The 16,093-nt window shown below is 69.1% G+C and carries 16 protein-coding genes and 1 riboswitch; of the genes, 13 read left to right on the forward strand and 3 right to left on the reverse strand.

Annotated features, from left to right (window positions below; genetic code table 11):
• Nucleotides 1-11 precede the first annotated feature (11 nt).
• Nucleotides 12-653, reverse strand: coding sequence for a hemerythrin domain-containing protein (locus EBN03_RS09880; protein ID WP_122187639.1), 642 nt, complete (start codon nt 651-653; stop codon nt 12-14).
• A gap of 180 nt (nt 654-833) precedes the next feature.
• Between EBN03_RS09880 and EBN03_RS09885 the strand changes: the two genes are divergently transcribed.
• From EBN03_RS09885 to EBN03_RS34075, 4 genes are all read left to right on the forward strand, one after another.
• Nucleotides 834-1,421: a TetR/AcrR family transcriptional regulator gene (locus tag EBN03_RS09885; RefSeq protein ID WP_199742697.1), complete on the forward strand. Its 588-nt coding sequence runs from the start codon at nt 834-836 to the stop codon at nt 1,419-1,421.
• Between the two features lie 46 nt (nt 1,422-1,467).
• Nucleotides 1,468-3,144, forward strand: coding sequence for a 3-oxosteroid 1-dehydrogenase (kstD, locus tag EBN03_RS09890; RefSeq protein WP_122187641.1), 1,677 nt, complete (start codon nt 1,468-1,470; stop codon nt 3,142-3,144).
• Nucleotides 3,145-3,667: 523 nt separating this feature from the next.
• Entirely contained in the window at nt 3,668-4,366 is a 699-nt protein-coding gene (locus tag EBN03_RS09895; RefSeq protein WP_122187642.1) for a hypothetical protein, read from the forward strand.
• A 183-nt stretch (nt 4,367-4,549) separates the two neighbouring features.
• Nucleotides 4,550-5,695, forward strand: coding sequence for a hypothetical protein (locus EBN03_RS34075; protein WP_158675579.1), 1,146 nt, complete (start codon nt 4,550-4,552; stop codon nt 5,693-5,695).
• Nucleotides 5,696-5,724: 29 nt separating this feature from the next.
• Here the strand turns inward: EBN03_RS34075 and EBN03_RS33650 are convergent, their stop codons facing one another.
• Nucleotides 5,725-6,012, reverse strand: coding sequence for a hypothetical protein (locus EBN03_RS33650; RefSeq protein WP_147471508.1), 288 nt, complete (start codon nt 6,010-6,012; stop codon nt 5,725-5,727).
• Nucleotides 6,013-6,346: 334 nt separating this feature from the next.
• Here EBN03_RS33650 and EBN03_RS09905 point away from each other — a divergent pair, with 334 nt between their 5' ends.
• The 9 genes from EBN03_RS09905 (at nt 6,347) to EBN03_RS09945 (ending at nt 14,127) form a co-directional block, all read left to right on the forward strand.
• The gene (locus EBN03_RS09905; protein ID WP_122187643.1) at nt 6,347-7,042 is read left to right on the forward strand and encodes a hypothetical protein; all 696 of its coding nucleotides are present in this window, start codon (nt 6,347-6,349) and stop codon (nt 7,040-7,042) included.
• 162 nt (nt 7,043-7,204) lie between these two features.
• Nucleotides 7,205-8,161 (forward strand): hypothetical protein, encoded by a 957-nt coding sequence (locus tag EBN03_RS34525; RefSeq protein WP_199742698.1) that lies wholly within the window; start codon nt 7,205-7,207, stop codon nt 8,159-8,161.
• Nucleotides 8,162-8,351: 190 nt separating this feature from the next.
• A riboswitch (ZMP/ZTP riboswitch) is annotated at nt 8,352-8,429 on the forward strand.
• Nucleotides 8,430-8,457: 28 nt separating this feature from the next.
• A complete protein-coding gene (locus tag EBN03_RS09915) occupies nt 8,458-9,435 on the forward strand; it encodes a 5-aminoimidazole-4-carboxamide ribonucleotide transformylase (protein ID WP_122187644.1) in 978 nt (325 codons plus the stop codon).
• Nucleotides 9,436-9,544: 109 nt separating this feature from the next.
• Entirely contained in the window at nt 9,545-10,099 is a 555-nt protein-coding gene (locus tag EBN03_RS09920; protein WP_122187645.1) for a Chromate resistance protein ChrB, read from the forward strand.
• Nucleotides 10,100-10,117: 18 nt separating this feature from the next.
• Nucleotides 10,118-10,726, forward strand: a complete 609-nt coding sequence (locus EBN03_RS09925; RefSeq protein WP_122187646.1) for a phosphatase PAP2 family protein — start codon at nt 10,118-10,120, stop codon at nt 10,724-10,726.
• Nucleotides 10,723-11,895 (forward strand): MFS transporter, encoded by a 1,173-nt coding sequence (locus EBN03_RS09930; protein ID WP_199742700.1) that lies wholly within the window; start codon nt 10,723-10,725, stop codon nt 11,893-11,895. The genes EBN03_RS09925 and EBN03_RS09930 overlap by 4 nt, the downstream gene beginning before the upstream one ends.
• A 204-nt stretch (nt 11,896-12,099) precedes the next feature.
• Nucleotides 12,100-12,993, forward strand: a complete 894-nt coding sequence (cynR, locus tag EBN03_RS09935; RefSeq protein ID WP_122187648.1) for a transcriptional regulator CynR — start codon at nt 12,100-12,102, stop codon at nt 12,991-12,993.
• Between the two features lie 104 nt (nt 12,994-13,097).
• Nucleotides 13,098-13,568, forward strand: coding sequence for a cyanase (gene cynS, locus EBN03_RS09940; RefSeq protein WP_122187649.1), 471 nt, complete (start codon nt 13,098-13,100; stop codon nt 13,566-13,568).
• Between the two features lie 28 nt (nt 13,569-13,596).
• Nucleotides 13,597-14,127, forward strand: coding sequence for a DUF4822 domain-containing protein (locus EBN03_RS09945; protein WP_122187650.1), 531 nt, complete (start codon nt 13,597-13,599; stop codon nt 14,125-14,127).
• Between the two features lie 81 nt (nt 14,128-14,208).
• Here the strand turns inward: EBN03_RS09945 and EBN03_RS09950 are convergent, their stop codons facing one another.
• A complete protein-coding gene (locus EBN03_RS09950; protein WP_122187651.1) occupies nt 14,209-16,065 on the reverse strand; it encodes an ABC transporter ATP-binding protein in 1,857 nt (618 codons plus the stop codon).
• Between the last annotated feature and the right edge of the window lie 28 nt (nt 16,066-16,093).

Genomic DNA, 16,093 nt, shown 5'->3' on the forward strand with positions numbered 1-16,093 from the left:
GGATGCGGGCCTCAGGCGGCGCGGACGCGGCGGGTGTGGCGGGCGTAGCGCGGGCGCCCGACGAGGTGCCAGATCCCCCGGACCGGGGCGGGCAGGCCGGACAGCAGCTGGGCGCGCTCGGCCGGGGTCGCGTCCTCGAGAACCACACCGAACAGGGTGAGCAGCGTAAGTTTCGGTGTGTTGGCCACCAGGTGTTCGCCCAGCGAAGCCCATTCCGCTTCCGTGATGTGCTCGGCGGCCAGCGGCAGCAGCGTGGCCTCCTCGTCGTCGAGATGTTCGGTCAGGACGGCCCGATGGTCGATGAGCGCGGCGACGAGCGTGTCGCGTTCGTCGGCTCCCGCGTTCGCTTCCCAGGCGGGAACCGCGGCATCGAGCCTGGTCAAGGTGGCGTGGACGTGCTCGTGCTGGGCTTCCATGCGCAGGATGACCTCGGTCCCGAGGTCGACGCGGGCCAGCAGCGGCGGCCACAGCAGTTCGTCCTCGCCTTCGTGGTGGTGCTTCAGTCCCAGCCGGTAGATGCGGTAGTGGTCGGCGATCACCCGGGCGCGGGCGGTGTCGCCGGGCGCGACCGCGGCGACCAGCTCGATCAGCAGCCGTGACTCGCGGCGCAGCCCGCGGTGGACGACTTCCATTTTCTTGGTGTCGACGCTCATCTGTTGCTTCCCTTCGGGTTTCGTTTGGTCGATGCATCGAGACTGCGCCGGGCCCTTTGGAGCGCACTTGGAGGTGGCTTGGAGCGATATGGGCTAAGTTCCCATATTGACAGTCACTCCCACATAGGCACAGACTGTCATTACGGGGCACACTCTCGCTCCGAGATCCGGAGGATGCACATGTCACTACGGGAGCGCCAGCGACGCCAGGTGCGCGCCGATATCGAGCGCGCGGCGTACACCCTGTTCGCGCAGGCCGGGTTCGCGGAGGTGACCACCGAGCAGATCGCGGCCGCCGCCGGGGTCTCCACCAGCACCTTCTTCCGGCATGTGCGCAGCAAGGAAGATCTGCTGCTGGAACCGGTCCGCGAAGGTGGCGCGGGGATCGCCGCCCTGCTGGAGTCCCGCCCGGCCGCGGAGCCGGCCGATGTGGCGCTGGCACAAGCGATCCTGGCCCGCTCGACCGCCACCCCGGTCGAGGAGCTGGAGCGGTGGCGAGCCGCGTTCGCCACCGCACCACACCTGCTGGACCGGGTCGCGCTGATTCCGGCCGATCACCGGGCGCGGCTGATCGAACTCGTCGCCCGGCGTATGGGACGTGACCCCCAAACCGACAGCACCCCAGGTCTTCTGGTGCACCTGATGCTCGCCGCCGCCGAGTTCGGCTACCTCCAGTGGCTGGGCCGCGGCCCCCGGTCGGCGTCGCTGCCGGTGTGTGTCGAGGGCGCCCTCGATGCAGTCGTCGACCAGCGCTGGCGCACAGCCTGATTCATCGCACCCCAGCACATCGCTCGAACAGGAAGCTCGATCAGCTATGCACGAGAACAGCACACTCCCGGAGACCGTGGACGTGGTCGTCGTCGGGTCCGGCGCGGCCGGTATGACCGCCGCCATCACGGCCGCCCACCACGGACTCTCGGTCGTCATGATCGAAAAGGCCGCGCACTGGGGCGGTTCCACCGCACGGTCCGGCGGCGGAGTCTGGATCCCCGGCAACGCCGTCCTGCGCCGCGAGGCGCCCGCCGACGACCTCGAGGCCGCCCGCACCTACTTGCACGCGATCATCGGCGAAGCCGTCGACAAGGACCGCATCGACACCTACATCGATCGCGGGGCGGAGGCCTTCGACTTCCTGGCCGCGCACTGCCCGTTGCGCATGCACTGGGTCCCTGGCTACAGCGACTACTACCCGGAGGCGCCGGGCGGGCGGGCACACGGACGTTCCGTCGAGCCCGCTCCCTTCGACGCCTCGGCCCTGGGTGCCGAATTGGCCCGGCTGGAACCGGACTTCACCAAAGCACCACGCAATTTCGTTGCCACCCAAGCCGATTTCCGCCAGATCCATCTCGGCCTGCGCAACCCCCGCGCGCCGTGGCGGGCGGTCCGAATCGGCGCCCGGGCGGTCAAGGCTCATCTCCTGCGCCGACATCTGCTCGCCCGCGGCCAGGCGCTGGCGGCGATGCTGCGCCTCGGCCTGGCCGACGCGGGCGTCCCGCTGCTGTTGAACACCGAACTCGCCGAACTCCGGAAGACCGGTGATCGCGTCACGGGTGTCGTCGTACGCCGCGACGATGTCGAGCACACGATCACGGCCCGCCGGGGTGTCGTGCTGGCGTGCGGCGGGTTCGAGCACAACGACGCCATGCGTAAGCAGTACCAGCGCGCGCCGATCGGCACCGACTGGACGGTCGGCGCCGCCGCCAACACCGGCGACGGGATCCGTGCCGCGCAAACCCTCGGCGCAGCAGTCGAATTCATGGACGACGCCTGGTGGGGACCGTCGGTTCCACTGCCCCGGCAGCCGTGGTTCTGTCTGGCCGAACGCAACCTGCCCGGCAGCATCATCGTCAACGACCGCGGCCGCCGGTTCATGAACGAGTCGCTGCCCTATGTCGATGCGGTGCACCACATGTACGGGGGCCGACACGGGCAGGGCGACGGGCCGGGCACCAACATCCCGGCCTGGCTGATCTTCGATCAGCGCTACCGCAATCGCTATCTGTTCGCGGGTCTGCCCCCGCGGCAGCCGTTGCCGCAGCGCTGGTTCGACACCGGCGTGCTCAGCCGGGCCGCGACCGTCGCGGAGCTGGCTGGCAAGATCGGGCTGCCGGCCGACGAGCTCACCGCCACGATCGACCGGTTCAACACGTTCGCCCGGTCGGGCGTCGACGCCGACTTCGGGCGCGGCGATAGCGCCTACGACGCCTATTACGGCGACCCGCGGCAGCGACCCAATCCGAATCTCGGCGCGCTCGAGACGGGTCCGTTCTACGCGGCCCGCCTCGTACCCGGCGATCTGGGCACCAAGGGTGGGCTCCGGACCGACCTCACCGGACGGGTCCTGCGGGCGGACGATACCGCGATCGCGGGCCTGTACGCCGCGGGCAATACCGCCACACCGGTCATGGGGCACACCTATGCCGGGCCGGGCGCCACCATCGGCCCGGCGATCGTGTTCGGCTATCTCGCCGCTCTGCACCTCGCCGGGTGAGCGGGCAGCGTATGACGCGCCCCGGTCGGGTGCGCCCACCGGTTCGGTTGCGCGGCCACGGAGTCGGCCGTTAGCTGACGAAGTGCCACGCGCGGAGGTCCCGGAACTGGGCCGGCACGCGGCGGGCAGGGATCACCGAAGTGACCAGCGCACCCGTGAAAGTCGTTCGCCCCTGGCGCCTCTCGCGGGTGCGCACGCGGGCGATGTGCGGGCGTGCCCAGATCGTTATCTTCCACCTAACTGGGCGTATGTCCAGAATATCGGCCGAACCGGCGAGTAACTTTCCGAAATGGCGACATTTCTGAAGCCCGTTCACCTATGGTGAGCGCGCTTGCCCCAGTCGATATCACAGGAGGTCACAGCAGTACGGGCCAGGGCGAATGCCGGGAAATCGCTTCTACAACACTCGGTCGTATCGTCCACCGAACGTCCCAGAACCTGTTCTGGTGTCCGGGATCAGGGTTCGACTGTTGTCGCCGTAGCAGAACCGGTTCCGTCCGCGACGGAACCTCAGGAAGGAACCATGCGCATTTCCAGCAAGGCGGCCGCCAACATCGCATCGACCGCGTTGTTCGTGTCCGCCGCGGCCGTCACGCTCGGCGCCACCACCGCCGACGCCGCCACGACCTGCAACCAGAGCAGCACCGCCACCAAGAACGACATCAGCACCTGGGGCGTCACGCACACCTACGCCAAGTCGGTACAGTCCGCGAGCATCGGCGTCGGCACCACGGCCGAGTACACCATCGTCGTCGGCACCACCGGCATCGGCAACCCGTACGTCAACCAGATCATCGACTACCCGCCGGCCGGATTCGGCGCGCCTACCAAGGCGACCGTCACCGCCTACCACCTCGGCGGCGGCCAGGTGACCGAGGCCGTCACCCCGACCGTCAGCGGCAGCGGCTGGGCCGTCAACAGCACCGGCTGGTTCGTCAACTCCGGCAACCCGGTCACCCTGACGATCGACTACACCGTGCCGATGAGCACCGTCGCCTCGGACGTCACCAGCGGCGGGATCAGTGTCGGTGGGACGGTCGGCGTCGGCACCAGCCTGCCCGGCCTCACCGCCTGCTTCGGCGCGCGCATCGACAACCCGGGCGAGGCCATCACCGGCAGCGCCAACGCGGGTGGATTCGGGTCCGGCACCAACGGACTCAGCTCGACCGGCTCGGTCTCCGACCAGATCATCCAGATCATCAAGACCTCGATGTCCGGCTAGCACCTGCGGTCACACCGACGGCGGCGACAACGGCGAGCAGTACCCGGAATTCGCACTTCGGGTATTCATTTCCACTCGCTGTGGTCGCCGCCGTCGCAGTGAACAGGCAATCGAATGCGGTTGGTGATCGCCGAAGGTGACCTTCGCGAACTATCAGCGTTCATAAAGTTTCGAGAAGGAATCATGCGTCAGTCCTCTATCGCCGGAATCGCGGCGTCTGCGTTGCTTGTGACCGGTGCGGGCATCGCATTCGGCACGGCAGGCCCGGCCGCGGCGGGCACCACCTGTTCGACCACCAACCAGGCGACGAAGAACGACATCAGCACGGCGTTCATCACCGACACCTACACGAAGACGGTCACCACGGCTACCGCGGTGGCCGGGTCCGACGTCACCTACACGGTCAAGGTCGCCACCAGCAGCATCGGCAACCCGTACGTCAACACCATCGTCGACTACCCGCCCGCCGGATTCGGCAGGCCGGTCTCGGCATCCGTGACCGCCTACCACGCCGGCTCGGGCGAGGTCACCCAGAGCGTGACGCCTTCGGCCAGTGGTGCGGGCTGGGCCGCGACCAGCAGTGGCTGGTTCGTCAATGCCTCCAACCCGGTCACCTTCACGGTGACCTACCAGGTGCCCGCGGGCATCGCCGCCGGGCCGGTCACCTCCGGCGGCATCAGCGTGAGCGGAACCGCCGGCGTCAGCAACAGCCTGTCCGGCCTGAGCGTCTGCTTCACCGCAAGCGCCGCCCCCACGACTACGACGGTCCCGCCGACCACCACAACGGTGCCGCCGACGACCACGACGGTTCCGCCGACCACTACCACGGTGCCGCCCACGACCACTACGGTTCCGCCCACGACGACCGAACCGCCCACCACCACAACGGTTCCCCCCACCACGACCGAACCGCCCACCACCACAACGATTCCGCCGACCACCACAACCGAACCCCCCACCACGACGACGGTTCCGCCGACCACCACAACTGAACCGCCCACCACCACAACGGTTCCCCCCACCACGACCGACCCGGCGACGACCACGACCGAGCCGCCCACCACCACGACCATCCCGCCGACCACCACCGACACCACTACGACAGTGCCGGTGACCACAACCGCTCCGGTCACCACGACGGTGCCGGTCACCACGACGGTGCCGGTGACGACGACGGTGCCGGTCACCACCACGACCGCTCCGACCACGACAACGACGACCGCCCCGGTCACCACCACCACGTTGACCACCGCACCACCCAGTGGTGGATTCGGCAGCAGCAACGGTGACATCCTGTCCGGGCTGATCGCCGCACTCGGGGCGCACTGATCGTCGAATTATCTTGTGGCGGAACAACTTCATAGGCACGGAATCGGCAGCAGCGTCTCGCGCGACTGCCGATTCCGTGCGCGGTGGGTACGACGAGGAATGCCCGCACGGATGGGTACATCCTTGTTGCGCGGCGAGGTGACCCGAGCGACCACCGGATCCGATTCCACTGACCACGCACCACCAATCGGTAACCAGTGAGCTGCTGTGCGCGCCGAGTTGGCGAGCAGGCAATGTCGGTGGCGCGCGACGATCGCCGCGGTGACCAGCGCGGGCACGAAAGACGCTCGCCCATGCCAGGTCTCGAGGGTGTGCACGCGACGAGTGTGCCGATGTGCCCAGATCGTTATCCGGCGCCTAACTGGGCAGATGTCCAGAAAACGGGTCGAACCGGCGGGTAACTTTGCGAAACGGCGACATTTCTAAAGCGTGTTCACCTATGGTGAGCGCGCTTGCCCCAGTCGATATCACAGGAGGTCACAGCAGTACGGGCCAGGAAACGAACGCCGAGGATCACCATCCCCGACCTTCGGTAACCGCGTCCGCCGGACCCCGCACCGGCGCCTCTCCGAGGTGCCCCGGGATCCAAGTCCGACTGCTGTCGCCATAGCAGAACCGGTTCCGTCCGCGACGGAACCCTAGGAAGGAATCATGCGTATCTCCACCAAGGCGGCCGCCAACATCGCGTCGACCGCGTTGTTCGTGTCCGCCGCGGCCGTCACGCTCGGCGCCACCACTGCCGACGCCGCGACGACCTGCAACCAGACCAGCACCGCCACCAAGCAGGACGTCAGCACGCTGGGCGTGACGATGAACTACAGCAAGACGGTGCAGTCGGCGAGCATCGGCGTGGGAACGACCGTCGAGTACACCATCGTCGTGGGCACCACCGGTATCGGCAACCCGTACGTCAACCAGATCGTCGACTACCCGCCGGCCGGATTCGGCGCGCCCACCAGCGCGAAGGTCACCGCTTTCCATGTCGGCGGTGGACAGGTCACCGAGAACGTGACCCCGACCGTCAGCGGCGCCGGTTGGGCCGTCAACAGCACCGGCTGGTTCGTCAACTCCGGCAACCCGGTCACCCTGGTCATCGACTACACCCTGCCGATGAACACCGTCGCCTCGGACGTCACCAGCGGCGGAATCAGCGTCGGCGGCACCGCCGGCGTCGGCACCAGCCTGCCCGGCCTGACCTCTTGCTTCGGCGCGCGGATCAACAACCCGGGCGAGGCCATCACCGGCAGCGCCAACGCGGGTGGATTCGGCTCCGGCACCAACGGACTCAGCTCGACCGGCTCGGTCTCCGACCAGATCATCCAGATCATCAAGACCTCGCTGTCGTAGGCCCGCGGTAGCAGTGGCAGCGGCGGCAACGGCGAACTCGACCTCCATTCGCCCGTGCCGCCGCTGCCGCCAGGGGGGTGATCGGCAATCGAATGTTGTTGACGAGCACTGGATATGGCATTTCCGGCAACCAGCGCTCAGGAAGAATCCCTAGAAGGAAATATGCGTCACTCCTCGATCACCGCGGGTTTCGCGGCGTCAGCGTTGCTCGTGACCGGTGCGGCTATCGCGCTCGGAACGGCCGGGCCGGCCTCCGCGGCCACCTGCTCGGCTACCGCTTCGACCACCAAGAACGACATCAGCACCCTCGGTGTCACCCACACCTACAAGAAGACGGTCAGCCCGACCAGCGCACAGGACGGTTCGACCGTCACCTACCAGGTTGTCGTCGGCACGACCGGCATCGGCAACCCCTACGTCAACACCATCGTCGACTACCCGCCGAGCGGGTTCGGCGCACCCGTCGCCGCCTCGGTCACCGCGTACCACGCCGGTAGCGGCGAGGTCACCGAGAGCGTTACCCCGTCCGCCAGCGGTGCCGGCTGGGCCGCCACCAGCAGCGGTTGGTTCGTCAACGCCTCCAACCCGGTCACCTTCACCGTGACCTATGCCGTGCCTGGTAACGAGCCCGCCGGCCCGGTCACCTCGGGCGGCATCAGCGTCAGCGGCACCGTGGGCGTCAGCAATTCCCCCGCGCTGAACGTGTGCTTCACCGCGACCGCCGCCCCGACCACCACGACGGTCCCGCCGACCACCACGACCGTTCCGCCCACCACGACGACCGTTCCGCCGACCACGACGACCGTTCCGCCGACCACCACCACGGTCCCGCCCACCACCACGACCGACCCGGTCACCACCACGGCTCCGCCGACCACCACCACCGACCCGGTCACCACGACCACCGCGCCGCCGACCACGACGACGGACACCACCACGACCGCCCCGCCGACCACCACGACGGCGCCGGTGACCACCACGACCGCGCCGGTCACCACCACGGTTCCGGTGACGACGACGGTTCCGGTCACCACGACGACCACCGCCACCGGCGGCGGCGCTGGCAGCAGCAACGGCGATATCCTCTCCGGGCTGCTCGCCGCCCTCGGAGTGCACTGATCGCCGAATCAGCCTGCGGCTGAACAACTTCACACATCCGGAACCGGCGGCAGGAGCTCACCCTGCCGCCGGTTCCGCGTTCGGCCGCACCGCCCGCGCCGCAGTTCCAGTTCGATCGCCGCGCCCCAAGCCAGTTGTCTCCCGAACCTCGGGCGCTCGTTTCGAGCGGCGGCATCCGGTGGGTTAGCCTGTGGTGGACCGCGACTGGCGTCCGTGGACCGACCACGAGGAAGCGCAGCACGGAGCGTCGTCCGCCTGGGTGCTCCCCATCTCGATACGAGAGACGGGGTACCGCAGTGCAATTGCGTTACGGCATGAATCCGCATCAATCCGCACGGATCGTCTCCGGCGGTGATCACGTCCGGGCGGTGCACGGGTCGCCCTCGCTGATCAACTATCTCGACGCGCTCAATGCCGGGCAGCTGGTGGCGGAGGCCGCGCGCGCGACCGGCCGTGTGGCCGCCGCCTCGTTCAAGCACGTGTCGCCCGCCGGCGCGGCGCTCGCCGGCTCCCTCGACGAAACCATGCGCGACCGTTGGGGTTTGGGCGCGGACGCGGCCGGCCCGGTGACGGCGGCCTATGTGCGGGCCCGCGACGCCGATCCCCGTTCGTCCTACGGCGACATGATCGCGGTGTCCGAACCGGTGGATCAGCAGCTCGCCGCACTGCTGGCCACGGTCGTCTCCGACGGCATCATCGCGCCCGGCTACGAACCCGGAACCGTTGCGGCACTGAGCCGCAAGAAGGGCGGACGCTTCGTCGTCTTCGAGATCGACCCCACCTATGAGCCGCCCGCCCCGGAAGTCCGGACCGTTCTCGGTGTCACTTTCGAGCAGGAACGCGATCACGCGCCGATCGGCCCGGACCTGCTGCAGGTGACCGGCGAGGGCCGGCTCGGCCCCGACGCCACCGCCGACGCGCTGCTGGGGCTGGTCGCGGCCCGCTACACCCAATCCAATTCGGTCGTGTACGTCCGGGACGGCATGAGCATCGGCATCGGCGCCGGGCAGCAGTCGCGGATCGACTGCACCCGGCTGGCCGGCGACAAGGCCCGGGAATGGTGGCTACGCCGCGATTCCGGCCCGCTCACCGGCGCCACGCTGGTCTCCGACGGCTACATCCCGTTCCGGGACAATATCGACGTCGCGGCCGCGCACGGCGTCGAGGTCGTCGTGGAGCCGGGTGGTTCGCTGCGATCCGACGAGGTCGCGGAAGCCTGCCATGAACACCGGATCACGCTCGTGCGCACCGGACTTCGCCTCTTCCATCATTAGGGCGTTCTTCGAAGCAGCCGACCGGGGTGGCACCACGCAGCGGGCGGAACCACCGCCCGCCGCCGACCCGCGTACATCCAGCTGAGTAACAGTTGTTACATTATCAACCGTGACAGAGCAGAGTTCCGAGGTAGTGCGCTGGCTGGTGCTGGTGGTGCGCGTGCCCGCCGAGCCCTCCCGGCACCGGGTCGCGGTGTGGCGGGAGCTGCGGCGGGTCGGCGCCCTGCAGATCGGGCAGGGCGTGTGGGCGGTGCCGGACGTCCCGGTGTTCGCCGACGGCATCGCGCGCGTGCTCGAACTGGTGCGTCGCGGCGACGGTGAGGTCCTGACCCTCGACGCCGCGGGGCGGGCGGAGACCGATGCCGCCCGGCTGGAGGCCCTGTTCACCGCGGAGCGCACGGACGAGTGGGCCGAATTCCTCAATGACTGTGCGGGATTCGACGCCGAGATCGACAAGGAGATCGGCAAGCGGAAATTCACCATGGCCGAACTCGAGGAAGAGGAACACAGCCTGGAACGGCTACGACGCTGGCATCGGGACATCAAGGCCCGTGACGTCTTCGGCGCCTCGGCCGCGAGCGAGGCCGCCGATCGACTCGAGCATTGCGCCGCCCGCCTGGCGGAATACACCGACCTGGTCTTCCAGGCCCTGCACCAGATGTGACCTGACCGAGGGATACCGATGAGCCTGGACACCCGAATCTTCTACGACATCAACGACTTCTCCCGGCACACGCCGTGGCTGCACCCGATCGTGTCCGGTTACGCCGCCTACGGCGTCGTGCTGTTCGCGGCGCTGCTGCTGGCCGGCTGGTGGATCGCCCGCGCCGCCGCGGATCCGCGGCGGATGGTGGCGGCGGTGTGGGCGCCGCTCGGTCTGCTCGCGGCCATGGCGATCAGCCAGCCGATCGCGGCCGCGGTCGACCGGACCCGGCCGTGTAATGCGTTGCACGACATCGTGGTTCTGCACTGCAACACCGACGGGTCGCTGCCCAGCGATCATGCCGTGATGGTCGGCGCGGTCACCGCCGGGCTGTGGCTGGTGAACCGGCGCCTCGCCCTGATCAGCGCCCTGGCGGCGGTGGTGATGGTGTTCGCGCGGGTGTACATCGGTGCGCACTATCCGCTCGATGTCCTGGCCGGCCTCGCGCTCGGGGCGGCGGTCAGCCTGATCGGCTACCTGCCGGCCCGGCCGACGCTGGGCTGGGCACTCACCTTCCTGACCCGGACTCCGCTGCGGGTATTGATCACTGCGTCGCCTGAACCGGTTCCCGCACCACGGGCTTCATGATGTCCGCGCCGCGTGCACGACTGCTGCCGCTGTACGCCGCCGGGTTCGTCACCGCCTTCGGCGCGCACAGCATCGCGGCGAGTCTCGCCGGGTACACCGGCAGCAAACACGAGAGCCTGCTGACGCTCGGTCTGCTGCTGGCCGTCTACGACGGTGCCGAGGTGCTGCTGAAGCCGGTGTTCGGCGCCCTGTCGGATCGGGTCGGCGCGCGGTCGGTGCTGCTCGGCGGGCTGGCCGCGTTCACGGTGGCCTCGACGGTGTTCGTCCTGGTGGGCGACCCGAGCCTGGTCGGGTTCGCGCGGTTCGGGCAGGGCGCGGCCGCGGCGGCGTTCTCGCCCGCGGCCGGTGCGATGGTGGCGCGGCTGATACCGGCCACCGGACACGGGCGCGCGTTCGGCAGTTACGGCGCGTGGAAAGGCCTGGGGTACACGCTCGGTCCGGTGCTCGGCGGCGTGCTGGTCGCCCTCGGCGGCTATCCGCTGCTGTTCGGCGGTCTCGCGGTCCTCGCCGGGGTGGTGGCGGTCTGGGCGTCGATCGCGGTGCCCGCGGTCGAGGTGTTGCCGAAGACCCGGCAGACCGTGCTGGATCTGGCGCGGCGGCTGACCGGCGGATCGTTCCTGCGCCCGACGGCCGCCCTGGCCGGCGCCACCGCCGCGCTCGCGGTCGGGGTCGGCTTCCTGCCGGTGGTCGGCGCCCGGCAGGGTCTGGGACCGCTCGCCACCGGTGCGGTGGTCTCGCTGCTGGCCGCGACGGCCGCGCTGGTGCAGCCGCGAGCCGGGCGCGCCCGCGACCACGGCCGGTTACGGGACCGCACCGGCATGACAGCCGGCCTGCTGCTGGCCGCGGCCGGGATCGCGGCGGCCGTCGTCGTACCCGGTGTCGCCGGGGTCGTCACGGCCGCCGTGATCATCGGCGCCGGAACCGGTCTCGTCACACCACTGGGATTCGCGCACCTCGCGGCCACCAGCCCGCCCGAACGGATCGGCCAGACCATGGGCGCCGCCGAACTCGGCCGCGAGCTCGGTGACGCCGGCGGGCCGCTGCTGGTCGGCGCGCTGGCCACCACGGCCACCGTCACCACCGGCATGCTCGGTGCGGCGGTCGCACTGGCCGTGGTCGCCTTCCTCGTCGCGGCCGATGCGTCTCGGGCGCGCAGCCGATCGAGCTGAACGGTCAGCGGGCCGGATCCTGCGGCGGCCGCGCCCGGGCGATCGAGCTGAACGGTCAGCGGGCCGGATCCTGCGGCGGCCGCCCCCGGGCGATCGAGCTGAACGGTCAGCAGGCCGGATCCTGCGGCGGCCGCCCCCGGGCGATCCACGCGAACACGCGACCGGGGCACCGGCTCGGGCCGGGATCGCACCTAGAGTGACCCGATGGAGTTGCGTCACATCCGCTATCTGCTGGCGGTCGCCGATCACGGAAACTTCACGCGGGCAGCCGAATCGCTGCACGTCTCACAGCCGACGCTGTCGCAGCAGATCCGCCAGCTCGAACGCCGGCTCGGCGTGCCGCTGCTCGACCGGTCCGGGAAGACGGTCCGCCTGACCGACGCCGGGGTGGCCTACACCCATCACGCCCGGCTCGCGCTGCGTGACCTGGATGCCGGCGAGCGCGCGGTGCACGACGTGAACGACCTGAGCCGCGGGCACGTCCGCGTCGCGGTGACACCCACCTTCACCACGTATCTGATCGGGCCGCTCGTGCACCGGTTCCGCGGCGCGTATCCCGGAATCACGGTGTCGGTGCACGAGACGACGCAGGACCTGATGGAGGCGGATCTGCTCGCCGACCGGATCGACGTGGGCATCGCCTTCGCGGGCACGCACGCCGCCGGTGTCGAGGCGACCGCGCTGTTCGTGGAAACGCTCTGCCTGGTCGTCGATCCGCGGCATCCGCTCGCGGGCACGCGGTCACTGCCGGTTGGTGAGCTGGCGGATATCCCGCTGGGCATGTTGAGCCGAACGTTCGCGACCCGCCTGCACATCGACGACTACTTCGAGGAGTGCGCTGTGGTGCCGCGCATCGCGGTCGAGTCCGATTCGGTCAGTACCCTGCTCGAGCTGGTCCGGCTCGGGTCGCTGGCGACCGTGCTGCCCTGCGCCACCACCCGCGTCCACACCGATCTGCGCCGGGTACCGCTCACCCCGGACCTGCCCACCCGCACGGTGGTATTGCTGCGGCGGGGCAGCGCCTACCACTCGGCGGCGGCGCGCGCGTTCACCGCCACGGCGGTGGCGTTCGCCGACGAACCCATGAACCATAGATGACACCAATTGCAACTATGCCTAATGCATACTGGACGCTATAGTCGCAGGTCGTGCATCCTGAATTCAGCAGCCGACACCCGGACAGCGCAGTGAGAGGAACACAGATGGTGCACGCCCAGTTCGACCCCACCGCACGGCAAGCCCTCGCCGTGGCGGCCGTCGAGGCCAAGATCACCAAGGATCTGACCTGGCAGCAGATCGCCGAGGCCGCGGGCTACTCCCCCGCCTTCGTCACCGCCGCCGTGCTCGGCCAGCACGCGCTGCCCGAATCGGCCGCGACCGCGGTGGCCGAACTGCTCGACCTCGGCCCCGACGCGGCGATCCAGTTGCAGACCATCCCGCTGCGCGGCTCGATCCCCGACCGGGTGCCGACAGACCCGACCATCTACCGCTTCTACGAGATGCTCCAGGTCTACGGCACCACACTCAAGGCCCTGATCCACGAACAGTTCGGCGACGGCATCATCAGCGCCGTCAACTTCCGGCTCGACGTACAGAAGGTCGCCGACCCGGACGGCGGCGAACGCGCCGTCATCACCCTCGACGGCAAATACCTTCCCGCCGTTCCGTTCTGACCGCTCACCGACGAAAAGGACGCATCCGATGAGGACCACGAAGTACGTCGCAGTCGCCGCCGCCCTGATCACCGCCGGCCTGCTGTCCGCGTGCGGTAGCAACAACAACGACACCGCCACCACGACCTCCGCGGCGAGCACCTCGGTCTCGGCGCCGGCCGCCGCAGTGCAGCCGGGTACGCCGGCCGCGGTGCTGGCCTCGACCCCCTGGGAGACCACCTCCGCCAAGGACGCCCAGGGCGCGCCGGTCGCGCTGACCGACGAGAACGTCAAGAACTACGTCGGTTTCGCCTACTTCGCGCCGGACGGCACCTTCACCATGGTCAACCTCGACGACTCGCCGAAGATGCACGGCGACTGGTCGGTCTCCCCGGACGGCAAGACCCGCACCATCGTCGCGAAGGACGCCGCGGGCAAGGAGCAGTTCCGCCGGATCGTCGACATCGTCACCCTCACCCCGCAGGAGTTCACCTATCGGGTGCACCCGAACGCGGGTGACCCGAACGTGTACTTCGACATCGTCCACACCCCGACGACCCACCCGAAGCCCGCGTCCTAGCCCAGTCCGGCGCGCGCTGAAACCGAACGTCCCCCCGGGCATCGAGCCCGGGGGGACGTTTCCGTTCCGCCGAATCGGCGCTCAGCTCACCGGGCTGCTCGCCTGCTCCTCCTCGTCGAGGAACGCGCCCTCGAACTGCGCCTGGTAGAGGCGGTAGTACGCGCCGCGCGCCTCGAGCAGTGCGGCGTGGTCGCCCTGCTCGACGATGCGCCCGTGCTCCATGACGACGATCACGTCGGCGTCCCGGATGGTCGAGAGCCGGTGCGCGATAACGAAACTCGTGCGGTCGCGCCGCAGCGCGCCCATCGCCTCCTGCAACAGCACCTCGGTGCGGGTGTCGACCGAGCTGGTCGCCTCGTCGAGGATCAGGATCGCCGGATCGGCCAGGAAGGCACGGGCGATGGTGACCAACTGCTTCTCACCGGTGGACAGCGCGCCCGCCGTCTCGTCCAGCACGGTCTCGTAACCCTGCGGCAGCGCGTGCACGAACCGGTCGACGTAGGCCGCCCGGGCCGCGGCCAGCAGTTCCTCGTCGCTCGCGTCGGGCCGGCCGTAGCGGATGTTGTCGGCGATCGTGCCCTCGAACAACCACGCGTCCTGCAACACCATGCCGATCCGCGACCGGACCGCACCGCGCGGCACGGTGGCGATGTCGCGGCCGTCGAGGTCGATGGCACCGCCGTCGAGGTCGTAGAAGCGCATCAGCAGGTTGACCAGCGTCGTCTTGCCGGCACCGGTCGGGCCGACGATGGCGACCGTCCGGCCGGGCTCGGCCACCAGGTTCAGGTTCTCGATCAGCGGCGTGTCCGCCTGGTAGCCGAAGTTCACATCACTGAATTCGACTCGGCCACTGGTGGGTTCCGGCAGTTCCGCGGTGCCGTCCGCCGATTGTTCCGGGGCGTCGAGGATCTCGAAGACTCGTTCCGCGGAGGCGACACCGGACTGCACCTGGTTGGCCATGGTCGCCAGCTGGGTCAGCGGCATCGTGAACTGCCGGGTGTACTGGATGAACGCGACCACGTCACCGAGGGTCATCGCCCCCGAGCCGACGCGCAGCGCACCCACCACACACACCACCACGTACTGCAGATTGCCGATGAACATATTGATCGGCATGATCAGCCCGGACGCGAACTGGGCGCCGAACGCGGCCCCGGCCAGCGCGTCGTTGTGCTCGTCGAACTTCTGCCCGACCTCGCGACGCCGCCCGAACACGGTCACCAGCTCGTGTCCGGCGAAGGTCTCCTCCACCTGTGCGTTGAGCGCGCCGGTGTGCTTCCACTGGGCGATGAACTGCTTCTGGCTGCGCTTCATCACCGCGCCGGTGACGAACACGGTCAGCGGGATCGTCACCATCGCCACCAGCGTCAGCAGCGGCGACACCACCAGCATCATGATCAGCACGCCGATCACGGTCATGCCGTTGACCAGCAGCTGGCCCATGGTCTGGGTGAGCGTCTGCCCGACGTTGTCGATGTCGTTGGTGACGCGGGAGAGCAGGTCACCGCGCGGCTGGGCGTCGATGTAGGACAGCGGCAGCTTGTGCATCTTCGTCTCGACCTGCGCCCGCAACGTCTGCATGGCACGCTGCACGACCCCGGCCAGCAGATACGACTGCCACCACATCAGCACACTGGACACCAGGTACACGATCAGCGCCAGCAGCAGGATCCGGCCGACCGAGTCGAAGTCGATGGCACCCGTATGCCGCAGGGACGCAAGGTATCCCGAGGTGATCTCGTCGACGGCGTGCCCGATGATCTTCGGCCCGACCACACCCAGCCCGACCGACGCCACCGACAGCGCGATCACCAGCGCCATCGTGATCGGTTCCGCGACAAGCAGTTTCCCGACCCGGCGCACCGTGGTCTTGAAGTCGAGCGGCTTCTGACCGGGCGCAACGTTCGCGCCCCCGAAGCCTCCACCCGGACGGCTCATGCTGCTACCTCCTGCGCATGACCGCGGG

Origin of the sequence: Nocardia stercoris (assembly GCF_003696265.1) — a bacterium.
Classification (GTDB): Bacteria; Actinomycetota; Actinomycetes; order Mycobacteriales; family Mycobacteriaceae; genus Nocardia; species Nocardia stercoris.

What these genes read in the sequence shown, in the direction of transcription:
- EBN03_RS34525 (WP_199742698.1), top strand. Translation starts at nt 7,205, where the DNA reads ATGCGTCACTCCTCGATCACCGCGGGTTTCGCGGCGTCAGCGTTGCTC.
- EBN03_RS09885 (WP_199742697.1), top strand. Translation starts at nt 834, where the DNA reads ATGTCACTACGGGAGCGCCAGCGACGCCAGGTGCGCGCCGATATCGAG.
- cynR (WP_122187648.1), top strand. Translation starts at nt 12,100, where the DNA reads ATGGAGTTGCGTCACATCCGCTATCTGCTGGCGGTCGCCGATCACGGA.
- EBN03_RS09925 (WP_122187646.1), top strand. Translation starts at nt 10,118, where the DNA reads ATGAGCCTGGACACCCGAATCTTCTACGACATCAACGACTTCTCCCGG.
- EBN03_RS09895 (WP_122187642.1), top strand. Translation starts at nt 3,668, where the DNA reads ATGCGCATTTCCAGCAAGGCGGCCGCCAACATCGCATCGACCGCGTTG.
- EBN03_RS34075 (WP_158675579.1), top strand. Translation starts at nt 4,550, where the DNA reads ATGCGTCAGTCCTCTATCGCCGGAATCGCGGCGTCTGCGTTGCTTGTG.
- kstD (WP_122187641.1), top strand. Translation starts at nt 1,468, where the DNA reads ATGCACGAGAACAGCACACTCCCGGAGACCGTGGACGTGGTCGTCGTC.
- cynS (WP_122187649.1), top strand. Translation starts at nt 13,098, where the DNA reads ATGGTGCACGCCCAGTTCGACCCCACCGCACGGCAAGCCCTCGCCGTG.
- EBN03_RS09950 (WP_122187651.1), bottom strand. Translation starts at nt 16,065, where the DNA reads ATGAGCCGTCCGGGTGGAGGCTTCGGGGGCGCGAACGTTGCGCCCGGT.
- EBN03_RS09905 (WP_122187643.1), top strand. Translation starts at nt 6,347, where the DNA reads ATGCGTATCTCCACCAAGGCGGCCGCCAACATCGCGTCGACCGCGTTG.
- EBN03_RS09945 (WP_122187650.1), top strand. Translation starts at nt 13,597, where the DNA reads ATGAGGACCACGAAGTACGTCGCAGTCGCCGCCGCCCTGATCACCGCC.
- EBN03_RS09930 (WP_199742700.1), top strand. Translation starts at nt 10,723, where the DNA reads ATGATGTCCGCGCCGCGTGCACGACTGCTGCCGCTGTACGCCGCCGGG.
- EBN03_RS09880 (WP_122187639.1), bottom strand. Translation starts at nt 653, where the DNA reads ATGAGCGTCGACACCAAGAAAATGGAAGTCGTCCACCGCGGGCTGCGC.